Source organism: Streptomyces sp. ST2-7A, from assembly GCF_021390475.1.
Lineage (GTDB): Bacteria > Actinomycetota > Actinomycetes > Streptomycetales > Streptomycetaceae > Streptomyces.
Genome location: NZ_JAJUWS010000002.1, coordinates 14,370 through 29,467 on the forward strand (window position 1 = coordinate 14,370; position 15,098 = coordinate 29,467).

The window sequence follows — 15,098 nt, forward strand, 5'->3', positions numbered from 1 at the left end:
CTGACAACATGACGGATGAGCGGCCGGTGCGGCCGAAACCCCACCCCCCGGGGGACACCGCGCCCGCTCGCCCCGACACGGACGAGCGCGCCGGCACCGCCGGCGGGTACCGCACCGCCGAACTCGCCGAGGCCGCCGGGATCACCGTCCGCACCCTGCGCTTCTACCGCGAACGCGGCCTACTGCCCCCGCCCCGCCGCGAGGGACGGCTGGCCTGGTACGACGACCACCACCTGTCCCGGCTGCGGACCATCGCCGCGCTGCTGGCCCGCGGCCACACCCTCAACGGCATCGCCGAACTGATCGACGCCTTCACCCGGGGCCGCGACGCCGGCGCCACCGCCGAGCTCCTCGGCATGGCCGACCACCCCTGGCCCCCCGCCGAGGAGGAACCCGTCCGGCCGACCCCCGAGGGGCCGGCCGCCCGCCTCGACCCGTCCGGCCGGCCGGACGCGGACACCGCCGTGAACCCGGCCACCGCCATGGAGATCGGCCACATCGCGGTGGACGGGAACGGCCTGGTGCCCACCGGTCGCACCCTGCTGGAGACCTCCTCCGCCCTGGTGCGGGCCGACCTGCCGCTCTCCTCGGTCCTGGCCACCGGCCGGCGGGTGCGCGACCACGCGGAGGAGTTGGCGGAGAGCTTCACCGAGCTGCTGCGCGCCCACCTGCTGGGCGACGTCCCGGGTTGGAGGGGGGACGGACCGCTGTCGGAGGCCGACCTCGAGAAGGCGTCCGGGGTGATCGAACACCTGCGGCCGCTGGCCGAGCAGGTGGCGTACGCGGAGGTCTCCCTCGCCCTGGACCGGCGCCTGCGGGCGGAGGTGGAGAGCCGGCGCGCGACGGCCGGCGCCACCGGGGAGGCGGCGACGGTTGACACCACCGGCGCGGCGGACGGCCGGGACGGGGTCGGCGCCGGGGACGCGCCGGAAACGGAAGCCGGTCGGGGTGGGAACCTCCGGGACTGACCGCGCGGTGGACACGACCGCCACCGACCGTTTCCGAGGCACGTCGGAGGGCACGGTCGGGGTCAGCTCTCCCCGTCGCCGGTCACACCCTCCGCCGGGGCCGGGGTCGGGGTCGGGGTCGGGGCCGGGGTCATCGCGACCAGGGCCGCGATCCCCTCGCGCAGCACGGCCGCGCCCTCCTCGGGATCGTCGATCGGTGGTCCGAGCAGCGCCCCCTGGAGCAGCAGACCGTGGGCACAGCCGATCATGGCCCGTGCCACGCGGTCGGATCGCACGTCGGCGGGGAGCCGTCCGGCGGCGCGGTAGCGATCGATGATGCGTTCCCAGGCCCCGATGACCTCGGTCACCCGCTCGGTCAGCATGTCGCGCAGCAGGGGGGTGCGGGCCGCTTCCGACCACGCCTCCACCACCAGGGTCAGCGGTATGCCGCGCGAGGCGAGCAGGTGCCGGGTGCGCAGGAAGACCCCGGCCACCACCTCACCGGGCTCCGGTGGGTGCTCCTCCTGCGCCACCTCGGCGAAGGCCGCCCCCACGGTGCCCACGACCTCGGCGAGGATCGCCGCGATCATCTCGTCCTTGCCTCGGAAGTACCGGTAGACCGCGCCGGCGGAGAGTCCCGTCTCGGCGAGGATGTGCTGCATCGAGGTGCCGTGGAAGCCCCTGCGGGCGAAACAGGCGGTGGCGCCGTCGAGGATCTGACGGCGGCGGGCATCGAGGTGTTCCCGGGAGACGCGGGCCATGCCGACAATCGTAAAACGAACGTTCATTCTTGACAAGTTCCCATCGGCGGAGGAGCGTGGGTCGCACGTAAAACGAACGATCCTTCTCTTTGGAGGTCCTCGTGTCCACCGCCCTCTCCCCCGACGACCCCACCACGCCGGATCCGGCTCCTCCGGGGACCGGACGCCTCCGGTTCCGACCCCCGGCCCCCGGCTCCCGCCGGGCCGTGATCCCCGTTCTCCTACTGGTGCCGGTGCTCGCCGGCTGCCTGTTGTGGGCCTTCGCCTGGCCCGCCGCCCGCACCGCCCCCCGGGACCTGCCGCTGGGGGTCGTCGGCCCGCCGGCGGCCGTCGAGACCGTGACCGGGGCCCTGGCCGGTGCCGGCGAGAACGCCTTCGACCCGCGCGGCTACCCCGACCGGGACGCCGCCGCGACGGCCGTGACCGACCGCGAGGTGAGCGGGGCGATCGTCCTCGGTCCCGACGGTCCCGAACTGCTCGTCGCCTCCGCCGGCGGTCCCGCCGTCGCCCAACTGCTGGAGCAGGGGGTGCGCGCCGGCCTCGCCGAGGCGGACGCCGGTACCGGGACGGCGACCGTGGTGACCGTCACCGACCTCGTGCCCACCCCGGCCGGGGACCCGCGCGGTGCCGCCTTCGCCGCCGGGCTGCTCCCGCTCGCCCTGGCCGGCGTCGCGGCGGGCGCCCTGATCACCCTCCTCGGGCTGCGCGGCACGCGGGGCGCGATCACCCTGACCGGGGCGTGCGCCCTGGTGGGGATGGTCGCGGCCCTGCTGCTGCACGGTTGGCTCGGGGTGCTCGGCGGCGGTTGGTGGGCGGCGGCGGCCTCGCTCGCCCTCGTCGTCCTGGCCTGCGGCGCGCTGCCCGCAGGGCTCGGTGCCCTGCTCGGCCCGCCCGGAGTCGGGCTCGGCGCCCTGCTGGTCATCGCCTTCGGCAACCCCTTCTCCGGCGCCGCCTCCTCCCCCGACCTGCTGCCCGGCGCGATCGCCGGTCTCGGCCAGGCGTTGCCACCGGGAGCGGGGGCCTCGCTGCTGCGGTCGGTGGCCTTCTTCGACGGTGCCGGCGGCGCGGGGCCACTGCTGATCCTGCTGGGATGGGCGGCGGTGGGGTTGGCGCTGCTCGCGCTCGCCGTCCGGAGGCGGGCTCCGGAACCGACCACCGGCGCCCCCGCCGGCGGCTGACGGCTGCCGTCGGGGCGTGGGGCCCGGGGTGCCGGGCCGGGGCACGCCGGACCGGGTCCGGCGGGAATTCGGTGGGTGACACGGACACCGACACCGGGGCCCGACCGCGCCGGGCGGGGGCCGGCAGCCGCCTCGACTACAGGGCCTTCACATAGCACCGGCTGTTCTCGGAACAGCGGTAGACCCCGAACTTGCGCTCCGCCGGCACGTATCCGGCCGACACGTAGAGCCCTATCGCCTCCGGCTGCTGGTCACCGGTCTCCAGGACCATCCGGACGCGGCCGGCGACGCGGGCCGAGTCCTCCAGCATCCCCAGCAGGTGCCGGGCCAGGCCCCGGCCCCGGACATGCCGCATGACGAACATCCGCTTGATCTCGGCGTCACCCGGCTCGTAGCACTCCTCCGGGTCCTCCATCGCGCGCCAGCCGGCGGTGGCGATCGGCGCGTCCGTCTCGTCGTAGACGAGGTGGAAGATCCCCCGGGGCGGGTCGAACATCTCCGGCGCGAGGGGGGTGACGTCACCCCCGCTGCCGTACCGCTCGGCGTACTCGGCCTGGACGATGTCGTTGAGCTTGCGCGCGTCCGGGTGGTCGAAGCGCGCGGTGACGATCCGCATGGCGCCATCGTACGACCCGCCCCGGACGCCCCCGGGCGGCCGGGCGGCCTTCGCCGATCGAGGTCGCGCCCCGACCGGGAGCACCTCGTCCGGACGGCGCCGGCGGCCCCGTCCCCGCCCGGGACCGCGCCCCGACCTGCCGGAAGCGGGCAGGAACCGGTGACGGTGCGGGCCCGGCCACGGTGGTCGTCCCCGCCCGGGACCGCGCCCCGGGCGTCCCGGGGCGGCGCGGTACGGTGGTGCGGCGCCCGGCGCGGGCACCGGTCCCCGTCGCGCACCGTCCCGACCGGCCGGCGCCCGATCCCGGCCGGCGCCCGACCGCCGCGAACAGTCCCGGAGACCCCCGTGTTCACCGTCAGCACCGTCAACGTCAACGGCCTGCGTGCCGCCGACCGCAAGGGTTACCGCGACTGGTTGGCGGGGACCGACGCCGACGTGGTGTGCCTGCAGGAGGTGCGCGCCGAGCCCGAACAGCTCGCACCGGAGGTGCTGAACCCCGAGGGTTGGCACGCCCACTGGGCACCGGCCGCCGCCAAGGGGCGCGCGGGCGTCGCCGTGCTCTCCCGAAGCGCGCCGGACGCGGTGCGGATCGGCTTCGGTTCGGCCGAGTTCGACACGTCCGGCCGCTGGCTGGAGGTGGACCTGCCGGGCGTGACCGTGGCCTCCCTGTATCTGCCCTCCGGCGAGGTGGACACCGAACGGCAGGACGAGAAGGAACGGTTCATGGCCGAACTGCTCCCCCATCTCCTGGACCTGCGCAAGCGCTCGGCGGACGAGGGGCGCGAGGTGCTGGTGTGCGGGGACTGGAACATCGCCCACCGCGAGGCCGACCTGCGCAACTGGCGGACCAATCGGAAGAAGGCCGGCTTCCTGCCGGAGGAACGCGCTTGGCTGGACCGGGTGTTCGGCGAGGAGGGCGGCTGGACCGACGTGGTGCGCGCCCTGCACCCGGAAACCGAGGGCCCCTACAGCTGGTGGTCCTACCGGGGCCGCGCCTTCGACAACGACGCCGGCTGGCGCATCGACTACCAGGTGGTGACCGCCGGACTGGCCGCGCGCGCCCGGAAGGCGTACGTGGAGCGGGCCGCCGACCATGCCTCCCGGTGGTCCGACCACGCGCCGGTGACTGCCGTGTTCGACCTGTAGGGCGGCCCGCCGGGCCCGTCCGGACCCGGGCGGCGAACCCCCCGGGTCGCATGGGCCGCATGGGCCGCATGGGCCGGGGCACCGTGCGAGAGGTGGGGCCCGGTCGACCGTGCGCCCCGCCCTCGGAGCGGTGGGCCGAGCCGGTTCGCCGGCCGACCGAGCCCCGGAAGCGGGGAGGGGCGGGTGCGGGGATGTGATCATCCCCGCACCCGCCCCTCGTCGTCACCGTCCGCCCGCCCCGGCGACCGGGGCTCACTTCAGGAAGTCGTCACCGTGCTCGGTGATGTGGTCCTCCAGCGCCTTCACGATCGCGCCGACCTCCTGCTCGGAGCCGGTGCCGTGCTCCTTGCGGTAGTACGCGGCACCCAGCGAACGCAACAACTCGTTACCGGCGCGCTGCGCCTGAACGTCGTTCAGCTTGTCGCGCCCCTGCTCGATGCCCTGCCCCAGCCTCTCCCTGCCGGTGCGGTACCCCTTCTGGGCCTGCTCCTTCGCGCGGTCGAGAAAGCCCGACATGCCGTTCCCTCCTTCTCCCGCCGCCCCTGCGGCGGGTGCCGATCCATCGGCCCATCGCGGGCGTCGCGCCTTCGGGCCCCGGCGGATCCGGGGCCGGGCCGGGGTGTCCGTGACACACCGCCACGATCATCCCCCGGGGTGATGTCCTCTCACGACACCTGCCGTACGCGACGCTTCCGCCGCGCACCCGGTCTCCCCCGCACACCTGCCCCGGAACGCCCGGGTTACGCGTCCGAACGGCCGCGCGACGGGTTCATTCCCCGGTGGGAGGGGTCACCGGCCCGGGCACGGACGCGCGAACCCCGCTTTCCGCCGGGAGCGCGCCCTCGGCGCCCGGCAGTCCGTAGGCGCGGGCCAGGAGCGCGTAACCGCGCAGACGCGCCCGGGCGCCGTGCACCATCGTGGTGATCATCAGTTCGTCCGCTCCGGTGGCGGCGACCAGGGAGTCGAGCCCCTCCCGCACCGCGTCGGGGGTGCCGTGCACCGTCTCGGCCAGCCGACTGTCCACCACCTGCCGCTCCAGCGGCGTGTACGGGTGGTCCTCCGCCTCGTTGGGCGTCGGCACCGGACCGGGGCGCCCGCCGCGCAACCGCAACATCGCCAACGCGCCCGTCATCACCTGCCGACGGACCTCCCCCTCGTCCTCCCCCGCCAGCGCCGACACCGCGATCATCGCGTAGGGGGCGTCCAGGACGGCGGAGGGCCGGAAGGAGGCCCGGTACAGCTCCAGCGCCGGCCCGGTGTGTCGGGCGGCGAAGTGGTGGGCGAAGGCGAACGGCAGCCCGAGCCGACCGGCGAGTTCGGCGCTGTACCCGGAGGAGCCCAGCAGCCACACCGGCGGGCGGGCCGGCGCCCCCGTCACCGGCCCGGGCACGGCGTGCACCCGGGCGTCGGGACGCGCCCCCGGCACCGGCGGCGGATCGCCGTCCAGGAAGGCGACGAGTTCGGCGAGCTGCCGGGGGAAGTCCTCGGCGCCCTCGTGCAGCCGGTTGGGGCCGCGCAGCGCGGCGGCGGTCAACCCGTCGGTGCCCGGCGCACGGCCCAGGCCCAGGTCGATCCGGCCCGGTGCCAGCGCCTCGAGCGTGCCGAACTGCTCGGCGATCAGCAGCGGCGCGTGATTGGGCAGCATCACCCCGCCCGAGCCCAACCGGATCCGGGAGGTGTGGGCGACCAGGTGGGCCAGCAGCACGGCGGGCGAGGAGGAGGCGACACCCGGCATACCGTGGTGCTCGGCCACCCACAGACGGTGGTAGCCGCTCGCCTCGGCGACCCGCGCGGCCTCCACGGCGTCCAGCAGGGCCCGCTCGGGCGTGATCCCCTCACCGACGGTCGCCAACTCCAGCAGCGAGAGCGGGAGGGGGGCGTTCCCGGCGGCCCGGCCGCGCACCGCGCCGGGCGCCACGCGCGGGGTGCCGGGCGCGCGCTCCTCCCCGCCCCCGGTAGCGGGGGCGGGCGAAGCGGAACCGGCGGGGGGCTGCGGCTGATCGGGCACGGTGAACGGGTCCTTTTCCCGGCGACCGGGGAGATCTTCCGGTCGCCGTGTCAACGGCGGTGGGCACCCCGCGTCCCCGGTCCGAACGGGAACGCGGCACGCGTCGCCGACCGTCCGAGGGCTCCGGGCGGCCGGAAGGGGTAAGGGGCCGCGAGGAGCCGCCGGACGGTGCGGACGCGCCCTGCGGGGCGGGACGACGCACGACGCCGTCCGTGATGGCCAACCGGCGACTCACCCGGAACATTCCGCCGTCGGGGTGAGCGCCGGGCGTGCCGGGACGCGGTACCCGGGGATCGCGCCGGAACGGACCGATCCTGCTGCGCGGAGGCGGTCGGCGCGCCGAACCCGGCGAACCGACCGAAAGGCGTCGGTGGCGGTGAACGACACCGACAGCGGAGGAGTGATCGACATGGCGGCCTGCGAGGTCTGCGGCAACGAGTACCGGATGGCGTTCGAGGTGCACGCGGCGGGGGCGGTGCACGTCTTCGACAGCATCGAGTGCGCGGCCCAACGGATGGCACCCATCTGCGAGAACTGTCAGTGCCGGATCCTGGGGCACGGCCTGGAGACCGAGGACGGCCACTTCTACTGCTGCGGGCACTGCGCCCGGGCGCGCGGCCACGCCCAACTGGTGGACCACGCCTGAGCCACGCGGCGTTCCGGGCCGGGGTTCGGACGGGGGCGGCCGGGATCCGGTACCGGTCGGGGACCGGCGCGGTACGTCCGGGGACGGGGTCCGGTCTCCCGGTGGGAGACCGGCCCGGACCCCGGGGTGGATGCCGTGACGGGGGTCGTGGACCGGGCGTGTGCGGAAACGGGCCCCGCCGGACCCCGGGACCCCCGGGTGCCCTACGCCCGGCCGCCCGCGGAGCCGGGGCCGGAAGCGCCCCCGGAGCGGGCACAACCGACACGGGAGCCCGCCGCACCGGCCGCCGGCCGAGTGGGCGCGGTGGCCCCAACGGGCACGGTCGGTACGGCGGGCACGGCGGCCGGTGCGACGGGCACGACGACCGATGTGACCGGTGCGGCGGACACGCCCCGCCCGGCGGGTGGGACGTACCCCGCCCATGCGACCCACTCGGTGGGCACGACCACCACGTCGGTGGGCACGACCACCACGCCCGGTGCGGTGGGCACGGCCGGTGGGCCGGGCACGCCCGGCGCGGTGGAGGACGACCCGTACACGGCGACGACCCTCGACGCGCCCTGGACCGCCGATCCGGAAGGCGGCACCGGCCCCCGGGAACGAACCGACGACACCCCCGCCCGGTGGGTGCCGGCCCCGCGCCGACCCCCCGACACCGATCCCGGCATCGGCACCGCCCCGGAACCCCGGTCCGCGAGGGGCGCGGGCACCCCGTCGGAACCATCCGGGGCGGAGGGCCCCGGCGAGGTGCTGCGGTTCGGCCCCGGCGTCCCCTACCGTCGCTCCGGCGACGGGGACCGCATCGCGCCGGCGGACGCCCCGGGCGCCCGCCGGTCGGGGTCAGGGCAGCAGCCGCTCCACGGCCGCCGGCCCCTCCTCCTCCAGCTTCCTCCGCGCCCTCTCCAGTCGTTCGGGGGTGGGTTCCCTGCCGGTCAGGCGGACCAGGTCCTCCGGGTCCACGGGCCGTTCGCCTCCCGTGTGCAGGAGTCGGTCGGGCGTGGGACGGTTCTCGTCGAGAGGCTCGTTGCGCTCGGTCCCGCGCGAGGGCTCGTCCGATGTGCTCATCCGCTGTGCCTCTCTGTTCGCCGGTCCCCCGGGCCCGGGGCGGGGCCCGTCGTTGTCCTCACCGTAGAACCGGCGGGTACCACCCGCATCCGGAGTGATCGCCCCGTGGGCCCGACGGCGCACGGGTCGGGGGCGGGAAGCGGTGGCGCGGACGCCGCCGACGCCCGGCCCGTGGTACCGGCGCTCTCCCGCGTTCGCGCGACCGGCCGGCCGCCCCGCTACCGGGCGAACGGCGGCGGCAACGGCTCGCGGCGTTCCAGCCACTCCGGCGGCGCCCCGGCGACTCCGGTGCGGGCCGCCACCACCCCGCCGACGATGGCGCAGGTGGTGTCCACGTCACCGAAGCCGGCGGCGGTCGTCCACAGCGCCTCGGTCAGATCGTCGGCCCGGTGCGCGGCGCACCACAGCGCGAACGGCACCGTGTCATCCGCCCGGACGCGGTCCCCGCTGCCCAGCAGTGCCGCCGCGCGCAGCGGGCCGGCGTCACCGGGGAGGTCGGCCGCGCGGACCAGTCCGTCCCGGACCTCCCCCGCCGACAGGTGTCCGGCCACCACCGTCAACAGTTCCGTGCCGGTGGGCGCGGCGTGGTCGTCCCCGGCGAGGATCGCCGTCGCCACGGCCACCGCCACCGCGCCCGCCACCCCCTCGGGGTGGGCGTGGGTGACCCGGGCGGAGAGCACGGCCGCAGCGGCGGCGGCCGACGGGTCGCCGGCGTACCAGGCGCCGAGGGGCGCCACTCGCATCGCGGCGCCGTTGCCCAGACTGCCCTCGCCGCCGAACAACCGGCGGGACGCGGTGGGCCAGGCGGTGGGGTCGACCGCGAGTTCCGGCAGCAGGAGGTGCATCCCGGACCCGTACCCGCGATGGGCGTCCGCCGCGAAGGTCCCGGCGAAGAGTTCGGCCAGCCGGTCGGGACGCACCTCGCCGTGCTCGTGCAGGACCCGCAGCACGCTCGCCGCCATCGCGGTGTCGTCGGTCCAGCGCCAGGGTGACTCGACGGGCGACTCCCGCCGGGCGATCTCGGCCGCGGCCCGCTCCCGGGGCCGGAAGGTGTGGAACCAGCGCTCGCCGAAGGAGTCCCCCAACGCCAGGCCCTCCAGACTTTCGAGGGCCCGCGCGACCGGACCGGCCGGACCGGCCGGTACCCCGCCGTCCCGCCCGCCGGCGGGGTCGCCCTCCGCGCCGCCCTCCGCGCCGCCCTCCGCCCCGGCGCCGGTGCCCGCCCCGATGTCCGTCACGTTCCCACCCTTTCCTTCGCGTCCCCTGTTCCCGTGGTTTCCCCGCCGCGGTGCTCGTCCGTACCGCCACCGGGCCGGCGCGTCGGGGGCCGATCGAAACGCTCCAGGAGGGCCGCGAGCCACTCCTCCAGACGGGCGGCGGCCCGCTCCGGGGTCAGGTCGGGGCGACCGGCACCGCGCCACACCGTGGCGACCTTCTCCGCGTCGGGGGCGAAGGCCAGGGCGTCGAGCAGGTGCCAGTACAGCCGGTCGGCGGGGTCCGCCGCGAGGTCACGGCCGCCCTCGCGGAGGTAGTGCTCGGCGAAGCCGAGCGCGGTGTCGGGGCCGTGCAGCAGGGCCAGGGAGGTCGAGCAGTGCGCCACATCGAGGTCGGCGGGCCCGGTGGAGGTCTCCACCCAGTCGACGACACCGGTGATCCGCTCCCCGCCCGGTCGACCGTCCGGCGAGTCGGAGAACAGCACGTTGCCGGGGTGGTAGTCGCGGTGCAGGAAGCACGGCCGGTACGTGGCGGGGTCCGGTTGCTCCCGTCGGATCAGCTCCACCGCCCGCCGCCACAACCCCGGGCGGGTCGTGTCGGCGGGGACCCGCACCCGGTCGGCGGCGGTCCACGCCTGCCAGGCACGGGGGCGGTCGGCGGGGGCCGGCTCGAAACGGTGGATGTCGGCGAGCTGCCGGGCCAGTAGCCGCACCCGGCGGTCCACCGCGCTCTCCGGCTCCTCGCCGGCGGGCGCGCCGAGACGCAGCCCACCGGGCAGCAGGGTCATCAGCAGGGAGGGGTGGTCGGTGTGTTCGCCGGTCGGGTCGACGGCCAGGAGACGGGCCGCCGGAACCGGCCCGGGGGCGAGCAGTTCCAGGACCCGGGCCTCGCGTCCCAGCAGGCCGGGGGCGTGCGCGCGGAAGAACTCCCGTACGAGGGAACGCAGCACCACCCCGCCGCGCGCGCCTTCCGGACCGACCGTCTCCAGGTGCCACATCTCGGAGGTCCAGCCACCGCGCAGGCCACGGGCGCCGACGACCCGGGTGTCGGGAGGCAGGTTCCGGGCGACCCATCGCGCCGTCCGTTCGCGTCCCGCCGACCACTCCACCGTGTCCATGTCCCGACCCTATCGGCCGGTCGCACCGTTCCCCGTGCCCTTTCCCGCCCCCCTTTTTTCGGCCATGGGATGGAAATCCCGGATATCCGCGGGAGGAACGGCCTCGTGGGGGTACCCGTGGGCGGATTCCGCCCGACGGATCCGCCCACGGAGACCCGACGGGGCCCCGAGCCCGCCCCTTCCCCCACGGAGAGCAGGAAGCAGTCATGCCGTTCAACCCCCTCGAGCAGCAGGGCATCCCCCTGGACCGTCAGATCCGCAACTGGCGCGAGCTCGACGTCACCCCCTTCGATCCCGACCACTGCGACCCCTACACCCGCTGCCGGGTCATCGCGATGAACGGCGTCGAGGTGGAGGCGATCATGTTCAGCCACCACATGGCGCGCCACTGCCCCGATCCCGACGTCAAGCGGCGACTCGCCGAGGTGCGGTACGTCGAGGCCCAGCAGCAGAAGGCGGTCAACTGGCTGCTGCCCGGCGTCTCCTCGGTGCTGGAGACCACCATCGCCTACGAGCAGGTGGCGGTGGACCTGACGGCCTGGGTGGCTCGGATGGAGCCGGACCCCTATCTCCGACAGGCTTACCGGTTCGGGGTGTTGGAGGACTTCGACCACCTGTACCGGTACGCGAACCTCTACGAGATCATCGAGCACCGCAAGGCCGAGGCGATCGTCGACGGTCTCACCGAGGTCATGCCGGGACGGCCCACCCGGCAGCAGCACCGCCACCCCGCCGACAACGTGCGCGACCCCTACGACCGCACCGGCGTCGATCCGCTCTCCCGTCTGCACGCGCTGACGATCATGTCGACCGAGCAGCAGACCATGAACTTCTACATGAACGTCGGTCCGACGTACATGGAGCCGATCGCGCGGCAGCTCTACCAGGAGATCGGGCTGATCGAGGAGGAGCACGTCACGCACTACGAGTCACTGGTGGACCCGGGCGAGTCGTGGTGGGAGCAGTTGGTGCACCACGAGTACAACGAGTGCTACCTCTACCACTCCTTCATGGAGCAGGAGCCCGACCCCCGGATCCGGGCGATCTGGGAGCTGCACCTGAACATGGAGCTGGAGCACCTGCGGATCGCCTGCGAGCTGATGCGGCGGCACGACGGACGGGAGCCGGCCGAGGTGCTGGCCCCGGAACTGCCGAACGTCATCACCTTCGAGCCGAACAAGGGGTACGTGCGCGACCTGATCGCCGACGAACTCGACCTGACCACGCTGGGCGCCGGATACGTGCGGGACGCCCATGAGCGGTTCGAACGGATGCAGGAGAAGCTCAACGGCGAGGTCGCGCCCCCCAGCGACCGGGTCATCGACGAGCACGAGGAGATGTTCGGCCGGCAGTACCGGCTGGAGACCGAGGGCGAGCACCCGGTGGCGGCGCTGCGGGAGGGGCGATGACCGGCCCGGGGTTCCCCTCCGCTCCCGTCCGCCCCTCCCGCGCCCCCGCTGTTCCGCCCGCCCCTCCCGGCCCGCCGGGACATCCCCCGACAGGAGGACCGTCGTGAACGCACGCCCCACCGGGGATCACGGGGACACCCCGGACGACCGTGCCCCGAATGACCGCGCCGCTGCCAACCGTGCCCCCGACGATCGTGTCGACGCCGCCGGTGGCGGCGGTGGGTCGCCACTCGACGAGCGCGACTCCCGTCGGGCCGAGTCCGGCAGCGCCTTCGCCGAGGACGACGTGGTGGCGCTCCTGACGCGGCAGCACGGGGACATCCGCAACCTCTTCGACGAGGTCGAGCGGACGAATGGTGACGGACGCCGGGACGCCTTCCGCCGGCTGGTGCGTCTGCTGGCGGTCCACGAGACGGCCGAGGAGGAGGTGGTCCACCCGTACGTGCGGCGTTCGGTCGAGGGCGGCGAGCGGATCGTGGCGGATCGCCTGGAGGAGGAACGGGAGTCCAAGGAGGCCCTCTCCCGTCTGGACGGGATGGATCCGGAGGACGACGAGTTCCTGCCCGGGCTGCTGCGACTGCGGATGGCGGTGATGGAACACGCCCGCGCCGAGGAGCGGTACGAGTTCACGCATCTGCGGCGTTCGGCGGAGTCGAGGGAGCTGATCCGGCTGGCCAAGGAGGTCCGGGCCGCCGAGGCGACCGCCCCCACCCGCCCGCACCCGGGAGTGGAGTCGGCGGCGGGGAACCTCGCGGTGGGGCCGATGGCCGCCGTGACGGACCGCACCAGGGACGCGGTCCGCCGGGCGATGGGCCGGGACGGCTGACCGACCGTCCCGGGCCCGTGCGAGCGGGGAGGAGGGAACCGGGGAGAGGGGTGCCGGCCCGGAGGACGGCGCCCCTCTCCCTCTTTTCCGAGTATCGCTGTTTTTCATGATGAAATTCCTATGAAAAAACGCCACTCCACACCCCGCGCACGCCTTCACGAGGACTTCTCAACACGCCCATCCGGGTGAATTCCCGCTCTTCACGGAATCCCGGTGCTACACCATCGGAGAGCGCGAAAGGGCGACACGTTCGCTCCCCTCACGAACAGAGAAGAGAAGTCCATGGTGATGTCATCCGAACGCACCACCATCATCGACGAACCGAAACCGAAATCGGTGGGTGCGCTCGCCGTCGCCTGGCTGACCACCACCGATCACAAGAAAATCGGTTCGCTCTACATGGTCAGCGCCTTCGGCTTCTTCGTGATCGGCGGCGTGATGGCGCTGTTGATCCGGGCGGAACTGGCCCGCCCCGGAAACCAGATCCTCTCCAACGAGCAGTACAACCAGATGTTCACCATGCACGGCACGGTGATGCTGCTGCTCTTCGCGACCCCGCTCTTCGCGGGCTTCGCCAACGCCATCATGCCGTTGCAGATCGGCTCCCCCGACGTGGCGTTCCCCCGACTGAACGCCCTCTCCTACTGGCTGTTCTTCTTCGGCGGCCTCATCGTCGTGGGCTCCCTGATCACCCCGCAGGGCGGCCCGAGCTTCGGTTGGTTCGCCTACACCCCCCTGTCCACGGAGGTGCACTCACCCGGGGTCGGCGCCGACATGTGGGTGATGGGTCTGGCCCTGAGTGGTTTCGGCACCATCCTGGGCGCGGTCAACTTCATCACCACGATCATCTGCATGCGCGCGCCGGGCATGACGATGTTCCGGATGCCGATCTTCACCTGGAACATCCTGCTCACCAGCGTGCTGGTGATCCTCGCCTTCCCCGTCCTGGCCGCCGCCCTGTTCGCGCTGGCCTCCGACCGGGTCCTCGGCTCGCAGGTCTTCTCCCCCGCCAACGGCGGTCCGATCCTGTGGCAGCACCTGTTCTGGTTCTTCGGCCACCCCGAGGTGTACATCATCGCGCTGCCGTTCTTCGGCATCGTGTCCGAGGTCATCCCGGTCTTCAGCCGCAAGCCGATCTTCGGTTACGTGGGTCTGGTGGCGGCGACCATCGCCATCGCCGGCCTGTCGGTGACGGTGTGGGCGCACCACATGTACGTGACCGGCGCGGTGTTGCTGCCGTTCTTCTCGTTCATGTCGTTCCTCATCGCGGTTCCGACCGGTGTGAAGTTCTTCAACTGGATCGGCACCATGTGGCGCGGCTCGCTCAGTTTCGAAACACCGATGCTCTGGGCGGTCGGCTTCCTGGTCACCTTCCTCTTCGGTGGCCTGAGCGGCGTCATCCTGGCCTCGCCGCCGCTGGACTTCCAGGCCTCGGACTCCTACTTCGTCGTCGCCCACTTCCACTACGTGGTCTTCGGCACGGTGGTGTTCGCGATGTTCGCCGGGTTCCACTTCTGGTGGCCGAAGTTCACCGGAACCATGCTCGACGAGACCCTGGGGAAGATCCACTTCTGGACGCTGTTCATCGGCTTCCACTCCACCTTCCTGGTCCAGCACTGGCTGGGCGCGGAGGGCATGCCCCGCCGGTACGTGGACTACCTGGCCGCGGACGGCTTCACGGGCCTGAACACCTTCTCCAGCATCGGGTCGTTCCTGCTGGGCCTGTCCACCCTGCCGTTCATCTACAACGTGTGGAAAACCGCCCGCTACGCGCCGCGCATCACCGTGGACGACCCCTGGGGCTACGGTCGGTCCCTGGAGTGGGCGACCTCCTGCCCGCCGCCCCGGCACAACTTCGTCACCCTCCCGCGGATCCGCTCCGAATCCCCCGCCTTCGACCTGCACCACCCGCAGGTCTCCGCGCTCGGCGAGGAACACCTGGCGGGCGGCCGGGACGCCGTGGACACCGACGAGGCGCTGTTCGACCGACCCGGTGCCCCCGAGGACCCGGAGGACGTCGCCGGGTCGGGGCGCGCCGACCGGCCCCGCGGGTCCGGCGGGTCCGGCGGGTCCGGCGGGTCCGGCGGGTCCGGCGGGTCCGGCGGGTCCGGCGGGTCCGGCGGGTCCCACCGCAGCGACGAATCCGGCCGCGAGCGGCCCTGAT

At 74.0% G+C, this 15,098-nt stretch carries 14 protein-coding genes; 7 read left to right on the forward strand and 7 right to left on the reverse strand.

Annotated features, from left to right (window positions below; genetic code table 11):
• Positions 1-8: 8 nt before the first annotated feature.
• Positions 9-968 carry a MerR family transcriptional regulator gene (locus LZF96_RS01750; RefSeq protein WP_233864997.1) on the forward strand — a complete coding sequence of 320 codons (960 nt, stop codon included), beginning with the start codon at positions 9-11 and terminating at the stop codon, positions 966-968.
• Positions 969-1,030: 62 nt separating this feature from the next.
• Here the strand turns inward: LZF96_RS01750 and LZF96_RS01755 are convergent, their stop codons facing one another.
• Positions 1,031-1,708, reverse strand: a complete 678-nt coding sequence (locus LZF96_RS01755) for a TetR/AcrR family transcriptional regulator (RefSeq protein WP_233864999.1) — start codon at positions 1,706-1,708, stop codon at positions 1,031-1,033.
• Between the two features lie 206 nt (positions 1,709-1,914).
• On the opposite strand from LZF96_RS01755, the gene LZF96_RS01760 reads away from it, so the two are divergent.
• Positions 1,915-2,886 carry an ABC transporter permease gene (locus tag LZF96_RS01760; RefSeq protein ID WP_233865000.1) on the forward strand — a complete coding sequence of 324 codons (972 nt, stop codon included), beginning with the start codon at positions 1,915-1,917 and terminating at the stop codon, positions 2,884-2,886.
• Between the two features lie 136 nt (positions 2,887-3,022).
• Here the strand turns inward: LZF96_RS01760 and LZF96_RS01765 are convergent, their stop codons facing one another.
• Entirely contained in the window at positions 3,023-3,502 is a 480-nt protein-coding gene (locus LZF96_RS01765; protein ID WP_233865002.1) for a GNAT family N-acetyltransferase, read from the reverse strand.
• 345 nt (positions 3,503-3,847) lie between these two features.
• On the opposite strand from LZF96_RS01765, the gene LZF96_RS01770 reads away from it, so the two are divergent.
• A complete protein-coding gene (locus LZF96_RS01770) occupies positions 3,848-4,648 on the forward strand; it encodes an exodeoxyribonuclease III (RefSeq protein WP_233865004.1) in 801 nt (266 codons plus the stop codon).
• Between the two features lie 252 nt (positions 4,649-4,900).
• Here the strand turns inward: LZF96_RS01770 and LZF96_RS01775 are convergent, their stop codons facing one another.
• Together LZF96_RS01775 and LZF96_RS01780 are read right to left on the reverse strand one after the other, a co-directional pair.
• Entirely contained in the window at positions 4,901-5,164 is a 264-nt protein-coding gene (locus tag LZF96_RS01775; RefSeq protein WP_233865006.1) for a hypothetical protein, read from the reverse strand.
• Positions 5,165-5,417: 253 nt separating this feature from the next.
• Positions 5,418-6,656: an LLM class flavin-dependent oxidoreductase gene (locus LZF96_RS01780; RefSeq protein ID WP_374203058.1), complete on the reverse strand. Its 1,239-nt coding sequence runs from the start codon at positions 6,654-6,656 to the stop codon at positions 5,418-5,420.
• A 409-nt stretch (positions 6,657-7,065) separates the two neighbouring features.
• Here LZF96_RS01780 and LZF96_RS01785 point away from each other — a divergent pair, with 409 nt between their 5' ends.
• Positions 7,066-7,302 carry a hypothetical protein gene (locus LZF96_RS01785; RefSeq protein WP_143624391.1) on the forward strand — a complete coding sequence of 79 codons (237 nt, stop codon included), beginning with the start codon at positions 7,066-7,068 and terminating at the stop codon, positions 7,300-7,302.
• An 840-nt stretch (positions 7,303-8,142) separates the two neighbouring features.
• Here the strand turns inward: LZF96_RS01785 and LZF96_RS01790 are convergent.
• The 3 genes from LZF96_RS01790 to LZF96_RS01800 form a co-directional block, all read right to left on the reverse strand.
• Positions 8,143-8,367 (reverse strand): hypothetical protein, encoded by a 225-nt coding sequence (locus LZF96_RS01790; protein WP_233865008.1) that lies wholly within the window; start codon positions 8,365-8,367, stop codon positions 8,143-8,145.
• A 218-nt stretch (positions 8,368-8,585) separates the two neighbouring features.
• A complete protein-coding gene (locus LZF96_RS01795) occupies positions 8,586-9,467 on the reverse strand; it encodes an ADP-ribosylglycohydrolase family protein (protein WP_233865217.1) in 882 nt (293 codons plus the stop codon).
• Between the two features lie 134 nt (positions 9,468-9,601).
• The gene (locus LZF96_RS01800; RefSeq protein ID WP_267940324.1) at positions 9,602-10,699 is read right to left on the reverse strand and encodes a phosphotransferase family protein; all 1,098 of its coding nucleotides are present in this window, start codon (positions 10,697-10,699) and stop codon (positions 9,602-9,604) included.
• Between the two features lie 206 nt (positions 10,700-10,905).
• Here LZF96_RS01800 and LZF96_RS01805 point away from each other — a divergent pair, with 206 nt between their 5' ends.
• From LZF96_RS01805 to ctaD, 3 genes are all read left to right on the forward strand, one after another.
• Positions 10,906-12,108 carry a hypothetical protein gene (locus LZF96_RS01805; protein WP_233865010.1) on the forward strand — a complete coding sequence of 401 codons (1,203 nt, stop codon included), beginning with the start codon at positions 10,906-10,908 and terminating at the stop codon, positions 12,106-12,108.
• A 286-nt stretch (positions 12,109-12,394) separates the two neighbouring features.
• A complete protein-coding gene (locus LZF96_RS01810) occupies positions 12,395-12,934 on the forward strand; it encodes a hemerythrin domain-containing protein (protein WP_233865221.1) in 540 nt (179 codons plus the stop codon).
• Positions 12,935-13,222: 288 nt separating this feature from the next.
• Positions 13,223-15,097 (forward strand): cytochrome c oxidase subunit I, encoded by a 1,875-nt coding sequence (gene ctaD, locus LZF96_RS01815; RefSeq protein ID WP_374203065.1) that lies wholly within the window; start codon positions 13,223-13,225, stop codon positions 15,095-15,097.
• Position 15,098: the final 1 nt, after the last annotated feature.

What these genes read in the sequence shown, in the direction of transcription:
- LZF96_RS01755 (WP_233864999.1), bottom strand. Translation starts at nt 1,708, where the DNA reads ATGGCCCGCGTCTCCCGGGAACACCTCGATGCCCGCCGCCGTCAGATC.
- LZF96_RS01785 (WP_143624391.1), top strand. Translation starts at nt 7,066, where the DNA reads ATGGCGGCCTGCGAGGTCTGCGGCAACGAGTACCGGATGGCGTTCGAG.
- LZF96_RS01775 (WP_233865006.1), bottom strand. Translation starts at nt 5,164, where the DNA reads ATGTCGGGCTTTCTCGACCGCGCGAAGGAGCAGGCCCAGAAGGGGTAC.
- LZF96_RS01800 (WP_267940324.1), bottom strand. Translation starts at nt 10,699, where the DNA reads ATGGACACGGTGGAGTGGTCGGCGGGACGCGAACGGACGGCGCGATGG.
- LZF96_RS01750 (WP_233864997.1), top strand. Translation starts at nt 9, where the DNA reads ATGACGGATGAGCGGCCGGTGCGGCCGAAACCCCACCCCCCGGGGGAC.
- LZF96_RS01790 (WP_233865008.1), bottom strand. Translation starts at nt 8,367, where the DNA reads ATGAGCACATCGGACGAGCCCTCGCGCGGGACCGAGCGCAACGAGCCT.
- ctaD (WP_374203065.1), top strand. Translation starts at nt 13,223, where the DNA reads ATGTCATCCGAACGCACCACCATCATCGACGAACCGAAACCGAAATCG.
- LZF96_RS01765 (WP_233865002.1), bottom strand. Translation starts at nt 3,502, where the DNA reads ATGCGGATCGTCACCGCGCGCTTCGACCACCCGGACGCGCGCAAGCTC.
- LZF96_RS01805 (WP_233865010.1), top strand. Translation starts at nt 10,906, where the DNA reads ATGCCGTTCAACCCCCTCGAGCAGCAGGGCATCCCCCTGGACCGTCAG.